Source organism: Kitasatospora sp. NBC_00315, from assembly GCF_041435095.1.
GTDB lineage: Bacteria > Actinomycetota > Actinomycetes > Streptomycetales > Streptomycetaceae > Kitasatospora.
Genome location: NZ_CP108025.1, coordinates 3,031,275 through 3,044,963, shown reverse-complemented (window position 1 = coordinate 3,044,963; position 13,689 = coordinate 3,031,275). Strand labels below are relative to the sequence as shown.

Sequence of the window (13,689 nt, the reverse complement as noted above, 5' to 3'; positions counted from 1 at the left end):
TGCTGCTGCGGGTAGCCCTGGGGCGGCGGCGGGGGGTAGCCCTGCGGGGGCGGCGGCGGGTAGCCCTGCTGCGGCTGGCCGTAGCCGCCGGGCGGCGCCGGGTACCCCGGCTGGGTGGGCTGGCCGTACGGGGACTGCTGCCCGTACGGGTCGGGCTGGCCGTACGGCGGCTGCTGCGGCGGGTAGGACATCAGAGCTTCTCCTCGCTCGCCTGCACGTACACCACGCCGTGCCCGGACAGCTCCAGCTGGAACGCCTCGCCCGAGCCGCGCCCGATCATGTCGCGCCAGCCCAGCGCGGTGGAAAGCTTGTTGCGGACGTCGCCGCGGTGCGCCACGTACGCCTGCGGGTCGACGTGGACCGGCTGGTTCGGGGTGATCGGCAGTTCGATCACTCCGCCGTGCGCCATCACCGCGACGGAGCCGTGGCCGTCCAGCTTGGTGGTGAACAGGCCCTGGCCGGTGACCTGGCCGCGGACCATGCCCATCACCCCGCCCTGCTGGCCCATGAACATGGTGGACTGCTGGAGCGAGCCCTCGAAGGCGAGCAGGCGGTCCGCCTCGACGTAGAGCGAGTCGCCGGTCATGTCGATCACCTGGACGTGGTGGCCGCCGTGGCCGAACATCACGCTGCCGTGGCCCTCGACCGTCATCAGCGGGGTGTCCTCGTTGGCCACCCGCCGGCCGATCATCGACATGACGCCGCCCTGGCCGCCCGTGAGGTTCGGGGTGAAGGTGACCTCGCCCCGGTAGGCCAGCATCGCGCCGCGCTGGCTGAAGACCCGCTGGCCGGGAACGACCTGGGCCTCGATCATCTTGTTGTTGATCTTCGCGAACGGCATCAGACGTCACCCCCGAGCGTCAGCTTCTCCGAAGGCTGGACGTAGACCAGGCCCTCACCGGCGAACTCCACCTGGACGGCCTCACCACCGCCCTCGCCCATCAGCGTGGTCCAGCCCGCGCCCGACTTGAGGCTGCGGTTGAGATTGCCGGTGTGCGCGACGTACGCACCCGGGTCGACCCGTAGCGGCATCCCCTGGGAGACCCGCAGGATGATCGCCGGGCCCTTGGAGGTGAGCGCGGCCCAGCCGTGCCCCTCGACCTTGGTGGTGAACAGGCCGTTGCCGGACGAGATGCCGTTGAGGCCGGTGAAGCTGGTGCCGGTGTGCAGCGTCGCCTCGGTGCAGAGCAGGTTGTCCGACTCGACGTAGAGCGTCTCGCCGTTCAACCGCACCAGGTTTATCTCGGTGGCACGGTCGGCGAAGTAGCAGGTGCCCTGCCCCTTCGCCTCCATGACCACCATCTGCTCACCGGTCAGCCTGCGGGTGACCATGCCGCGTAGGCCGTCACCGCCACCGGACAGTTTTTTGAAGGCGATCTGGCCGGTGTAAGCGACCATCGAGCCGTTCTTGGCCTTGACGGCGTCGCCCGTCATGTCGACGGCGAGCACCTTGGATCCTTGAAGTCGAAACTGTGCCACCGGCTGAATGTAGCGGGCCCGGGTGACTTCGCGGGAGAGGGCCGGACGTTTCTGGTACCCAGATGGGACAAACGACGGGGCGTCAGGCGGACGCCGGGGTGTGCGCCGGACGCGTCGCGGTGCCGGCCGCCTGCTCCACCTCCAGCAGGGAGGCCGAGTGCCGCTCCGCCTCGAAGGCCACCACGCCGCCGCGCAGGCCGAACAGTCGCTTGGAGAGCAGGATCCACAGCACCGCGACGACGTTCAGCAGCAGCGTGCAGACCTTCAGCGCGCTCACGTGCTCGGTGAGCTCGTAGACCTCCAGCGGCAGGAAGGCCGCGGTGGCCACCACGGTGAGGTACTCGGCCCAGCGCCGGCCCATCCAGAGGCCGACCGCCTCGACGATCTCGATCAGCGCGTAGGCGATCAGCGCGACCGCCACGATCAGCAGGGTCTTGTGCTGGTAGTCGAAGGTCTTGCGGATGGTGTCCACCACGGGGGAGTGTTCGAGATCCCAGTGGAAGTGGTCGGTCACCGGCCTGAAGACCGTCAGGTTCTCGTCGAACAGCCGGCGCATCGAGTCCTGACTGTTCGAGAACCGCCAGACCGCCCAGGCCGCGAGCACGACCAGCAGGCCGCGCAGCAGTCGCTCCACCGCGAGGAAGCGCAGGATGAACAGATCCCGCAGGGCCTTGCCGCGGGGGACCAGCGGGGCCTCCTCGGCGGGCCCGGAGCCGTGCGGTTCGCCCAGCTCGAAGTCCCCGCAGCGAAGGCAGCGCCAGGCGTCGCCGAGCTCGGTGGCGGCGTGCAGGCGGCGGCGCAGGTCGGGCTCGGTCGGCGCGTAGGTGATGTGGCCGCGCCGTGAGCACGTCCGTCGGTTCCAGTCCGGTTTGAACATCTCTCGGTCCCCCGTGCTCGGTGTGGCCGGCCCGGGACGCCGGGCCGTGCGGCAGCAGCAGGATAGAGCGGACGCGGGGCGCGGCCCGACCCCGGCCGCGCTTCTGTGGCAGGGCTGTGACCCGGGCCGCCTGTGAGATCGGGCACGGCGGGGGCCCCGCGCGCCGCGCCCGCCGTCGGCTCGGTGATAATGGATCGCGGCTTGTGAGTCGATTCACAAGCTCGCAGCCCTCGCGTCCCCGCCCCCGCCGCAATGAGGTAACCGCCCGTGAAGCCCAGCAGCGCCGTCCACCGCCTGCGCCTTGTCTCCGGCCCCGAGGGCCTGTCCTTCATCCTGCTGATGGTCTGCTCGGTGCTGAAGCGGACCACCAGCTTCAACGGCGTGCCGGTGATGGGGATGATCCACGGGATGCTCTTCATCCTCTACGTGGTCTTCCTGATCCTGGCCTGGCAGCAGCAGAAGTGGGACCTCAAGCGCGGCGCCCTGCTGTTCGTCCTGTCCGTCCTGCCGACCGGCGGCTTCTTCGCCGAGCGGATGCTCGCCAAGGAGGAGCGCGGGGAGTACCCGGCGCCGGCCGCCGCCGAGCGCGGGACCGCCGCCGCCTGACGGCCGCGGCCGCGCAGCGCACGACGCGCGGCGCCGGGACCCGTCCGGGTCCCGGCGCCGCGCGTGCCGGTCCTGCGTCGCGTCAGCTGACGTTGACGGCGCTCCAGGCGGCCGCCACCGCCTTGTACTCGGTGGAGGTGGAGCCGTACAGGTCCGTCGCCGCCTTGAGGGTGGCGGTGCGGGCGGCCTTGTAGTTGGTGGTCGAGGTGAAGTACACGGTCAGCGCGCGGTACCAGATCTGCGCGGCCTTGGCCCGGGTGATGCCGGTGACCGTGGAGCCGTTGGAGGTCGGGCTGTTGTAGCTGACCCCGTTGACGGTCTTCGCGCCGCTGCCCTCGGACAGCAGGTAGAAGAAGTGGTTGGCGACGCCCGAGGAGTAGTGGACGTCGAGGTTGCCGACACCCGAGTACCAGGAGTCGGCCGAGCCGCCGTCCTTGGAGGGCTTGTCCATGTAGCGCAGCGGGGTGCCGTTGCCGTTGATGTTGATCAGTTCGCCGATGAGGTAGTCCGGGTTGTCCTTCGGCAGGTTGGCGTAGAACTCCACCATCGTGCCGAAGATGTCGCTGGTGGCCTCGTTCAGGCCGCCGGACTCACCCGAGTAGTTCAGCCCGGCCGTCGACGAGGTGACGCCGTGGCTCATCTCATGGCCGGCCACGTCGATCTCGGTGAGCGGGTGGGTGTTGCTCGCGCCGTCGCCGTACGTCATGCAGAAGCAGGAGTCGTCCCAGAAGGCGTTCACGTAGTTGTTGCCGTAGTGGACCCGGCTGTAGGCGCCGACGCCGTTGTTCTTGATGCCGTTGCGCCCGAAGGTGCTCTTGTAGAAGTCCCAGGTGGCGGCGACGCCGTACTGGGCGTCCACCGCGGCGGACTGGCCGCTGGAGACGGTGCCGTCGCCCCAGGCGTTGTCGGCGTCGGTGTAGAGGGTGCCGGTGCCGGAGGTCTTGTGCGCGAGGTCGGTGGTGTACTGGCCGCCGCGGGTGGCGTCCTTGAGCTGGTAGGTCGAGCCGCTCAGCGTGGTGGTCAGCGCCACGGAGCCGACGAAGACGCCCTTGCCGGTGCCGGCAGCGGTCTGGATGTCCTCGTGGGTGGAGAGCACCGCGCCGCTGGCGGCGTCGGTCACCAGGGTCTGCCGGCTCGGGGTGCCGTCGGCGCGCACGCCCTCGACGACGGTCTGGTAGGCCAGCCGCGGGGTGCCCGAGGCGGCCCAGACGACCAGCTTCGCGGCGCCGGCCTGCCCGACCTCCTTCAGGGGCTGCTCGTCCTTGTCCACGGTGGCGCCGATGGTGGCCCGGACGGCGCCGTCGGCCTGCGCGGCGGCCTTGTCGGCGGACAGCGCGGGGGTGAGGCTCGGCAGCGACAACTGCCCCTCGACCGCCTTGTCGACCGAGGTCACCGTGCCGTCGGCGCCCTGGTGCACGACCAGGTCGCCGCCGAGCACCGGCAGCCCGCCGAGGGTGCGCTCGTAGCGCAGGTGACGGGTGCCGTTGGCGTCCACCACGGCGTCCTTGGCGACCAACTGCTCCTGGCTGCCGAGCGCCAGCGCCCGGGCCAGCGGTACGGACTGGCCGTTCGCCACGGCGATCAGGGCGGCGCGCTGCTGTGCGGCCTGCGCCTGCGCCTGCGGCGCGGGGACGGGGCCGGCCTGGGCCGCGCTCACCTGGATCACGCCGGTGAGAAGGGCGGCGGCGGACAGTACGGCGCCGGCTGCGAGCTTTCGCTTCACGTACGGATTCCTTCCGGTACAACCGCGTGTGCGCGGTCGCGCTGCGTCCCGGGGCACCGGGGTTAGTGCCGTCGGGGCGGGACGGGCGCTGACGTGCTGCTCCGTGCGGTCATGCGGCACCTGCCGGTGGGGTGGGGGGCGGGTGTCGTACGGGGCTGGCCAGAAGCATGACAATCCGAAAAGTGAAATGACAGGTATCGCTCAGGAATTGGCAGGACCTCGCCAGGCGGGGTCGACCGGTCAATTCCGACAAATCACTCAAATTGCCTGAAGGGCGGGAGGTTTCGCCGCTGATGGGCGGTCAGCGGGCCCGATTCCCGCGCGGCGCCGGGCGGTTGCCCTCCGGTGGTCCGGCGTTCACACCGCTGCAATGTCCTGGTATGTACCTGGCGGGGAGACTGGCGACATCCCGCCAGGCGCCGGTCTTGTCCACGATCAGGGACGCCTGCTACCCCGCGCCGCACCCGCCGGTACGGTGGGAGGCGTGGCCAAGCCCCTCGCACTCGACTTCGACCCGATCGCCCGCGCCGACGAGCTCTGGACCCGCCGTTGGGGCGCGGTCCCCTCGATGGCGGCGATCACCTCGGTCATGCGCGCCCACCAGATCCTGCTCGCCCGCGTCGACGCGGTGCTCAAGCCCTACGGGCTGACGTTCGCCCGGTACGAGGCCCTGGTGCTGCTCACCTTCAGCCGCACCGGTGAGCTCTCGCTCTCCAAGATCGGCGAGCGGCTGATGGTCCACCCCACCAGCGTCACCAACACCGTCGACCGCCTGGAGCGGGCCGGCCTGGTGGCCCGGCGCCCCAACCCGCTGGACGGGCGGGGCGTGCTCGCCTCGATCACCGACCGGGGCCGGCGGGCCGTCGAGGAGGCGACCCGGGAGCTGATGGCGATGGAGTTCGGCCTGGAGGACTACGACGCGGACCAGTGCCGGCAGGTGTTCGACCTGATCAGGCCGCTGCGGGTGTCGGCGGGCGACTTCAGCCCGGCCGAGGAGCCGGCCGACCGCTGACCGGCCCGCTCGCCCGCCGCGGGGGGTGCGCGCGGGGCGCGCCGTCACGGCGGCTACCCTCGGGGAAGCGGTGCGCAGATCCGGACGTACCAACCGATCCTGCCGAGCGAGGCGATGTAGGAATGAAGGCGACCCCCCTGCTGGGCTGGTACCGGGCCCTGGCGATTGCGACCGGCTGTGCGCTGCTGGTCTTCTGCGGCTTCATGGTCGCGAAGTACGGCTTCGGCGCCGCTGAGGACCTCACCACCTACGTGGCGATGCTGCACGGCTACCTCTACATCGGGTACTTCGTGGTGACCTTCCTGCTCGGCCAGAAGCTCAAGTGGCCGCTGGGCCGGCTGGTCTTCACCCTCGCGGCGGGCTGCATCCCCTTCGCGTCCTTCTTCGCCGAGCGCCGGGTGGTGCGGGAGGCGACCGGGCAGCCGGCGCCCACCGCCGTCCAGCAGCCGGCCGGCGTCTGACGGAGCCCATCGGGGCGCCTCCTCCCTCCGGGGCGGGGGCGCCCTTTCGCATGCCCGGACGACCGCCCGGGGCATGCCGCCGTCGACAAGTACTAGGACATCCTAGTAAATTGGCGGGACGTCCAAGCAACAGTGCCGCCCCGACGCCGTGGCGGCCCTACGGAGCGGAGTCCGGGGCCATGAACGCCGAGGAGATCGAGCGCGGTCGGCAACGCTGGCAGCAGCGGTACGACAGCGCGCGCAAGCGGGACGCGGACTTCAGCACCCTGTCCGGTGAATCCGTCGAGCCGGTCTACGGCCCGCCGGCCGGGCAGCCGTACGAGGGCTTCGAGCGGATCGGCTGGCCCGGGGAGTACCCCTACACGCGGGGCCTGCACGCCACCGGCTACCGGGGGCGCACCTGGACCATCCGCCAGTTCGCCGGCTTCGGCAACGCCGAGCAGACCAACGAGCGCTACCGGATGATCCTGGAGGCGGGCGGCGGCGGCCTCTCGGTGGCCTTCGACATGCCCACCCTGATGGGCTACGACTCCGACGACGCCAAGTCGCTCGGCGAGGTCGGCCACTGCGGGGTGGCGATCGACTCGGCCGCCGACATGGAGGTGCTGTTCCGGGACATCCCGCTCGGCGACGTCACCACCTCGATGACGATCAGCGGCCCGGCCGTGCCGATCTTCTGCATGTACCTGGTCGCGGCCGAGCGCCAGGGCGTCGACCCGGCGGTGCTCAACGGCACCCTGCAGACCGACATCTTCAAGGAGTACATCGCCCAGAAGGAGTGGCTCTTCGCCCCCGAGCCGCACCTGCGCCTGATCGGCGACCTGATGGCGTACTGCGCCGAGGGGATCCCCGCCTACAAGCCCCTGTCGGTCTCCGGCTACCACATCCGCGAGGCCGGGTCGACGGCCGCCCAGGAGCTCGCGTACACCCTCGCGGACGGCTTCGCGTACGTCGAGCTGGGCCTGTCACGGGGCCTGGACGTGGACGTCTTCGCCCCCGGCCTGTCGTTCTTCTTCGACGCGCACCTGGACTTCTTCGAGGAGATCGCCAAGTTCCGCGCCGCCCGCCGGATCTGGGCCCGCTGGATGCGGGAGCGGTACGGCGCGCGGACGGACAAGGCGCAGTGGCTGCGCTTCCACACCCAGACCGCGGGCGTCTCGCTGACCGCCCAGCAGCCGTACAACAACGTGGTCCGCACCGCCGTCGAGGCGCTCTCCGCGGTCCTCGGCGGCACCAACTCGCTCCACACCAACGCCCTGGACGAGACCCTGGCGCTGCCCTCCGAGCAGGCCGCCGAGATCGCCCTGCGCACCCAGCAGGTGCTGATGGAGGAGACCGGTGTCGCGAACGTGGCCGATCCGCTCGGCGGCTCCTGGTACGTGGAGGCGCTCACCGACCGGATCGAGGCGCAGGCCGAGGAGATCTTCCGGCGGATCCTGGACAAGGGCCGCGAGGACCACCCGATCGGCCCGATGACGGCCGGCATCCTGCGCGGCATCGAGGAGGGCTACTTCACCGGCGAGATCGCCGAGGCGGCCTTCCAGTACCAGCAGTCGCTGGAGAAGGGCGACAAGCTGGTGGTCGGCGTCAACTGCCACCCCCGCAGCGTCACCCCCGAACTGGAGATCCTCCGGGTCAGCCACGAGGTCGAGCGCGAGCAGGTCCGGGTGCTCGGCTCCCGCCGCGCGGCCCGGGACGGGGCGGCGGTCGCGGCCGGTCTGGAGGCGATGCTCGCGGCGGCCCGCTCCGGCGGCAACATGATCCCGCCGATGCTGGACGCCGTCCGGGCCGAGGCCACGCTGGGCGAGATCTGCAACGCCCTGCGGGACGAGTGGGGCACCTACCGGGAGACCGCCAGGTTCTGACCGCCGTCGCCTGCCCGGGGCCGTCCGCAGGGGCCGTCCCGGGCTTCGCCGTGCCCCGGGGCGGGAGCGGCGCCGGGGGCGGTCAGCGCCCGGCGGTCCCGGTGAGACTCGGGAAGGGGCCGAGCAGCAGGGTGGTGAAGCGCCGCACCCACTCCGCGGTCACCGGTTCGCCGCTGACCAGGATCCGGTGCTCGACGGTGCCGGCGATGGTGTCGAAGATGATGTCGATCTCCTCGGCGGCGGCCTCCTCGCCGTGGTCCGCGGTGAGCTCGCCGCGCGCCTGGGCGTTGGCCCGGCCCTGGCGCACCAGCTGCTTCTGCGGATCGACGATCGCCTCCCGGATGCGGCGGCGCAGCTGGGGGTCACGGGTGCCCTCGGCGAACAGCGCGAGCAGCGCGGCCTGGGTCTCGGGGCGGGCCAGCAGGGCGGCGAACTCCTGCACCACGGCCTCGATGTCGGCCCGCAGGCTGCCGAGGTCGGTCAGCACGAGCTCGTCGAAGAGGGTGGCGACGGCGTCGACCACGAGTTCGTTCTTGGAGGGCCAGCGGCGGTAGAGCGTGGTCTTGGCGACCCCGGCCCGGGTGGCGACGTGGCCCATGGTCAGCCCGCCCCAGCCGAGTTCGGCCAGGGCCTCGCGGGTGGCGTCGAGGATCGCGCGGTCGGCGGCGGCGCTGCGCGGCCGGCCCTTGGTGCGGGCGGCGCCCTCGGGTCCGGGGGAGGGCGCCCCGCCCGCCGCCCGCGGCTCGGACGGTGGCTGCGTCAAGGGGGTCGGGGTGGCGGACACCTGGCCTCCTTGCGTTCTACTGGTAAGTAACATGGGTGGGACGGGTAACGGTAGCGACTGATCGCCCCCGTTGGCAGCGGTGCGGGCGCCGAAAGTGGGGCAGCTCACGTCCCGGGAGGGCCGCGGGGTCTTGCGGCGGGGGGCCTTGGTGCAGTTACGCTACGACTCGTAGCGAAAGAGTGACAACCTCGCGTCAACGCCCGCCGGCCGACAGGCCGGGGAGCGGCCCCGGTGGGACGGGGCGGCGCACGGCACGGGTGGGGATCCGCGCCGGAGCAGGCACGGCAGATGTGGGCAGTACGAGAAGCACCGGGGGAGCGGGCTCCCGCACGGGCGGCTCGGGCCGCGCGGACCAGCGCGGCACGACCTTTCCGGCGGATGGCGCCCGACACCGGCACGGACGGGGGAGGATGGTGCCATGCAGCCACGGAATTCGCGTCCCACCAGCTCCGCCCTGCGCGGTGCCGTCGACCTCGCAGCGGTGAAGGCAGCCGGCGAGGCCGCCCAGAAGGCCGAGCAGGCCAGGGCCGAGCGGGCCCGCCAGGCGGCGGCCGCCGAGGAAGCCGGGATCGCCCCGGCCGGCCCGGACTACCCGCTCGTCATCGACGTCACCGAGGACACCTTCGAGGCCGAGGTCGTCCAGCGTTCCACCGAAGTGCCGGTGGTCATCGACTTCTGGGCCGAGTGGTGCGGGCCCTGCAAGCAGCTCAGCCCGATCCTGGAGCGGCTGGCCGAGGAGTACGCCGGCCGGATCATCCTGGCCAAGATCGACGTCGACGCCAATCCGCTGATCTCCCAGCAGTTCGGCATCCAGGGCATCCCGGCCGTGATGGCCGTGGTGGCCGGCCAGCTGGTGCCGCTGTTCCAGGGCGCCGAGAACGAGGCCAACGTCCGCAAGGTGCTGGACCAGCTGATCCTGGTCGCCGAGCAGCGGTTCGGCGTGGTGGGCGGCGCCGGCGCCGGTCCGGCGCAGGACGGCGAGCAGGGCCCGTACGTCCCGGAGGACCCGGCGCTGGCCGCCGCGCACGACGCGCTGGACCGCGGCGACCTGGGCGGCGCCGTCCAGGCGTACCAGAACGTCCTGCTGGACCAGCCCGGCAACGCCGAGGCCAAGCTGGGCCTGGCCCAGGCGCAGCTGCTGCGCCGGGTGGAGAGCTTCGACCCGCAGGCCGTGCGGCTGGCGGCGGCGGCCGATCCGAAGGACGTCGCCGCCCAGCTGGACGCGGCCGACCTGGATCTGGTGGGCGGGCACGTCGAGGACGCCTTCGGGCGGCTGGTCGACACCGTCGGGCGGACCTTCGGCGCGGACCGCGACACCGCCCGGCTGCGGCTGCTGGAGCTGTTCGAGGTCATCGGTGCGGACGAGCCGCGGGTGACCGCGGCCCGGGGCGCGCTGGCCCGCGTGCTGTTCTGAGCCCGGAGAGGGCGCCGGCGCCGCCGTTTCGGGGCGGCGTTCCGGGCGGGCCTCCACCGCTCCGCCGGCACGGCGGGTGACCTGCGGTGTCGCTGGCGATTTGGCGACAATCCGGTCATCCGGGCCCAGGTTTACCAAATCTTGACAACGCCCCTGGACGATCACCCTTGGTGGTCGTCCAGGGGCGTTTCCGGCGTGTTTCCCCCGGATTTCCTCGGCACGAATCCTTCATTTCGTCACGCTGGGTGATGGCAGGGGCGAAACCATGATCAATGCCACCTGTTGTTGGATTACCCGTCAGTAATGAACCTCTTGTGCTTCGACCGGGATTCGAGCACGATCGGCGACGCCTGGTCCCCACACTTCACCCCGGCAGCCGGCCGGCGGAACGGAGCACACGGGATCCCCACCGGGCAGTCGACGGCTCCGGCCGCCGGCAGGGAGGGCAGGGGGGTATCCGCGAACCCACAGCGGTTCCTGTCCTTCGTTCGGCCGCGCAGCCCGCGCGGTCGCTGGTTGTCGCTCGGGGGTGATCGCCGATGTCGTCGGTCGCACCCGCCGCCCCCACAGGTGGCCGGTGCTGGAACGGACGTGCCGCGCACTGCGGCACCCGGACCCGACGGCACTCATGGCGCTCTCCGCTACCGAGGACGTAGCTCTCTCCCATCCCAGGCCACCACCGGTGCACGCACCGGGAGGTGCCGGAGATGTACGTCCTAGAAGGAGGACTCGCATGTCCCAGACCTACGGCAAGACCCGCTGGAAGCGCTTCGCCCTGGTGATGGTGCCCAGCCTGGTGGCGACGGCGGCCGTCGGCGTCAGCATCGCCAACAGCGCGCTGGCCGCCTCGTTCAGCATCTCCGGTCAGCAGTTCAAGGTCAGCACCGACCACCTGCACGGCACCAACTTCGCCCAGTTCGGCGCGGTCGACGTCGAGACCAACGGGACGATGCACCCGGTCGCCGTGTCGGCGTTCGACACCGCGACCATCAACAACCTGTGCCAGTCCGTGGTCACCGACCTGAGTGCCCTCGGCCTCGGCAAGATCACCCTCCAACTGCACGCGGGCACCGACCCGAAGAAGCCGGTCACGGCGAAGAACCTGCTCATCGACCTCGAGCAGCTCGACGCGGACGCCGAGTTCACCGACATCAACATCGGTCAGGACGCCTCCACCCTCGCCGGGACGGCCACCAACGGCTGGCACCCCATCTCCCCGAAGATGGGCGCCGGCCTGCCCAGCGGCGCCGCGGGCTTCGCCCAGTCGGCCAAGGTGGCGGACCTCAGCGGTGTCCAGCAGACCGCCCGGGCCACCTCGGCCGGCACCTTCACGCTCAACGGTCTGAGCCTGTCGCTGAAGAACGGCGACGGCAAGGGCAACGAGTGCTTCTGAACCCACGCTGAGGGTGCGTCGGCCGGCGCACCCTGGTGACGGTTCTTCTGGCCGGGGGCGGCGCAGTCATGCCGCTCCCGGCCGCTCCATCAGTTTCTTCCCCTCGTAGACACCGTCGAGGAGCTGCATCATGTCCAGCGCAACCGCCCCCGTGTGGCCCGACGAAGCCGGCGGCGCCACCCGCCTGCGGCTGAGGTTCCGGACCTGGCGCCGCACTCGTCCGTTCTGGGCCGGCGTCCTGGCCATGGTCGCCGGCGTCCCGATCCTCTACTTCCCGTACGCCAAGCTCTCGCTCAACGGCATGACCATCGCCATGGCCACCACGGCCGGCTCCGGTTCGCTGATCATCGGCATCCTGCTGATGGTGCTGGGCCTGACCGCCTGGTACCAGCCGATCAGCCGGGTCTTCGCGGGGGTGGCCACCACCCTGCTGACCCTGGTCTCGATCCCGGTCTCCAACCTGGCGGGCTTCGGCCTGGCGCTGATCCCCGGCCTGGTCGGCGGCGGCCTGATGGTGGCCTGGGCGCCGCTGAAGGAGCCGCAGACGGCCCCGGACGCCCCCACCGAGGCCCTCGCGCGCACCGCCGAGCAGCCCGCCGCCGAGCACGCCCAGCAGCCTGCCGCCGAGCAGCCCGTCGCCGACCAGTCCACCGGTCCCAGGCACGCCGCCCCGACGGCCCACGGCGCCGTTCCCGCACAGGCCGGGGAACCGGAGGACGCGCGGTGACCGGGCCCGAGGACACCGAGCCCGCGATACCCGGGCAGCGCGGCGTCGCGGGCGGCCGGCACGCCGCGCCCAGGATCTCGGCCCGCAACCGCCTGCGCGGCCGCGCGCTGGCGATGGCGGCGGTCCCGACGGCGCTGCTGATGGGCGCCGTCTACAGCCCGACGCTGGCCTCCGCCGACACCTCGGCGGGCAAGGCCTGCGCCAGCGCCCCCGACACCGCCTCGGACACCGTGCTGAGCGAGACGCCGGTGCCCAAGGGCGACCTGACCCCGCTGCCCGACCCGGCCGCCACCCCCTCGGCGCCCGCCACCGCCCCCTCGGCGCCCGCCACCACCGCGCCCACCACCGCCGCCTCGGCGCCCGCCACCGCCGCGCCCGCGGTGAAGGCCGGCAGCGCCACCGGCGGCCAGGTGATCGGCGCGGCCTACGTGGTGCCCGTCGCCGGTGCGTCCGCCGCCCCCGCCGCGGTGCAGGCGGGCATCATCGGCGACGTCCTCGACGGGATCGGCAACCTGCTCCACCCGTCCGCCACCCCGAGCCCGTCGGCCTCGCCCTCGTCCTCGCCCGCCGCCACCCGGTCCGCCGCGTCGCCGTCGGGCGTCGCGTCACCCTCCGGGGCGCCCGCCGCCCGGCCGGCGCCGCAGGCGGCCGCGGCCCCCGCCGCCTCGCCGGCGGCGAAGCAGCCGTCGGCCTCGGCGAGTCCGAAGGCCGCGGCCGCGACCCCGAAGGCCGCCGCCGCCCCGAGCCCGTCGGCCTCGGCGAGCGCCAACCCGAACTGCGCGGTGGACACCCGTGCGGTGGCCGCTCGGAACGCGCCGGGCGGGGACGTCGTCCCGGAGCAGAACTGGACGCTGCGCAGCAGCCGGCTGGGGCTGCACGGCGCGGTCTTCAACGGGGTGTACGACGTCCACATGGTCAGCGGGACCAAGCGCGTCCTGAAGTTCACGGTCGACACCGTCGACATCGAGAACCTCGACATGTCGACGCTGCAGGGCAACGGCAAGACCTTCCACGTCAAGGGCGCTCCCGGCAGCACCTCGACGATGCGCAAGGGCCCGGTCACCATGTACGTGGAGCGGCTCTCCGGCCACCTGTCGAAGATCCTCGGCCTGCCGATCCCGATCGACCTCGGCGAGATCACCCTCACCCCGGACACCCTGCCGCGCTGGCTCTGGGATCTGATCGGCGCCGTCCCGATCCCGCTCGACATGGAGATGACCGGGGTGGAGGCCGTCCAGGCCGGCCAGTTCGGCGGCACCCTGAAGATCCCGGGCATGCACCTGTACAACGACGACGAGCCCTACACCAACTGAGCCGACCGGTCGTCGGGCGACGTGACAACGCCCGT

General features: G+C 72.0%; 13 protein-coding genes. 8 read left to right on the top strand and 5 right to left on the bottom strand.

Features of this window, described 5'->3' with window-relative positions; translation table 11 throughout:
* Positions 1-190: 190 nt before the first annotated feature.
* The 3 genes from OG823_RS12115 to OG823_RS12105 all read right to left on the bottom strand — a co-directional run bounded on the left by OG823_RS12115 (position 191) and on the right by OG823_RS12105 (position 2,356).
* Entirely contained in the window at positions 191-841 is a 651-nt protein-coding gene (locus tag OG823_RS12115; RefSeq protein WP_371479491.1) for an AIM24 family protein, read from the bottom strand.
* The gene (locus OG823_RS12110; protein WP_371479490.1) at positions 841-1,479 is read right to left on the bottom strand and encodes an AIM24 family protein; all 639 of its coding nucleotides are present in this window, start codon (positions 1,477-1,479) and stop codon (positions 841-843) included. The genes OG823_RS12115 and OG823_RS12110 overlap by 1 nt, the downstream gene beginning before the upstream one ends.
* A gap of 82 nt (positions 1,480-1,561) precedes the next feature.
* A complete protein-coding gene (locus OG823_RS12105; protein WP_371479489.1) occupies positions 1,562-2,356 on the bottom strand; it encodes a DUF2127 domain-containing protein in 795 nt (264 codons plus the stop codon).
* A 267-nt stretch (positions 2,357-2,623) separates the two neighbouring features.
* Between OG823_RS12105 and OG823_RS12100 the strand changes: the two genes are divergently transcribed.
* On the top strand, positions 2,624-2,962 hold the full coding sequence (locus tag OG823_RS12100) for a DUF3817 domain-containing protein (RefSeq protein ID WP_371479488.1): 339 nt from the start codon (positions 2,624-2,626) through the stop codon (positions 2,960-2,962).
* Positions 2,963-3,044: 82 nt separating this feature from the next.
* Here the strand turns inward: OG823_RS12100 and OG823_RS12095 are convergent, their stop codons facing one another.
* A complete protein-coding gene (locus OG823_RS12095) occupies positions 3,045-4,685 on the bottom strand; it encodes a M4 family metallopeptidase (RefSeq protein ID WP_371479487.1) in 1,641 nt (546 codons plus the stop codon).
* A gap of 484 nt (positions 4,686-5,169) precedes the next feature.
* Here OG823_RS12095 and OG823_RS12090 point away from each other — a divergent pair, with 484 nt between their 5' ends.
* The 3 genes from OG823_RS12090 to OG823_RS12080 all read left to right on the top strand — a co-directional run bounded on the left by OG823_RS12090 (position 5,170) and on the right by OG823_RS12080 (position 8,023).
* A complete protein-coding gene (locus OG823_RS12090; RefSeq protein WP_371479486.1) occupies positions 5,170-5,697 on the top strand; it encodes a MarR family winged helix-turn-helix transcriptional regulator in 528 nt (175 codons plus the stop codon).
* A gap of 122 nt (positions 5,698-5,819) precedes the next feature.
* Positions 5,820-6,158: a DUF3817 domain-containing protein gene (locus tag OG823_RS12085; RefSeq protein ID WP_371479485.1), complete on the top strand. Its 339-nt coding sequence runs from the start codon at positions 5,820-5,822 to the stop codon at positions 6,156-6,158.
* Positions 6,159-6,337: 179 nt separating this feature from the next.
* Entirely contained in the window at positions 6,338-8,023 is a 1,686-nt protein-coding gene (locus OG823_RS12080) for a methylmalonyl-CoA mutase (protein ID WP_371479484.1), read from the top strand.
* A gap of 82 nt (positions 8,024-8,105) precedes the next feature.
* Here the strand turns inward: OG823_RS12080 and OG823_RS12075 are convergent, their stop codons facing one another.
* The gene (locus OG823_RS12075) at positions 8,106-8,807 is read right to left on the bottom strand and encodes a TetR/AcrR family transcriptional regulator (RefSeq protein WP_371479483.1); all 702 of its coding nucleotides are present in this window, start codon (positions 8,805-8,807) and stop codon (positions 8,106-8,108) included.
* Positions 8,808-9,225: 418 nt separating this feature from the next.
* Between OG823_RS12075 and OG823_RS12070 the strand changes: the two genes are divergently transcribed.
* The 4 genes from OG823_RS12070 (at position 9,226) to OG823_RS12055 (ending at position 13,654) form a co-directional block, all read left to right on the top strand.
* The gene (locus tag OG823_RS12070) at positions 9,226-10,221 is read left to right on the top strand and encodes a tetratricopeptide repeat protein (RefSeq protein WP_371479482.1); all 996 of its coding nucleotides are present in this window, start codon (positions 9,226-9,228) and stop codon (positions 10,219-10,221) included.
* A gap of 733 nt (positions 10,222-10,954) precedes the next feature.
* Positions 10,955-11,614 (top strand): DUF6230 family protein, encoded by a 660-nt coding sequence (locus OG823_RS12065; RefSeq protein WP_371479481.1) that lies wholly within the window; start codon positions 10,955-10,957, stop codon positions 11,612-11,614.
* A gap of 130 nt (positions 11,615-11,744) precedes the next feature.
* Positions 11,745-12,341 carry a DUF6114 domain-containing protein gene (locus OG823_RS12060; protein ID WP_371479480.1) on the top strand — a complete coding sequence of 199 codons (597 nt, stop codon included), beginning with the start codon at positions 11,745-11,747 and terminating at the stop codon, positions 12,339-12,341.
* Positions 12,338-13,654, top strand: coding sequence for a hypothetical protein (locus tag OG823_RS12055; RefSeq protein ID WP_371479479.1), 1,317 nt, complete (start codon positions 12,338-12,340; stop codon positions 13,652-13,654). Before OG823_RS12060 ends, OG823_RS12055 begins: the two co-directional genes overlap by 4 nt.
* The last annotated feature ends 35 nt before the right edge of the window (positions 13,655-13,689 follow it).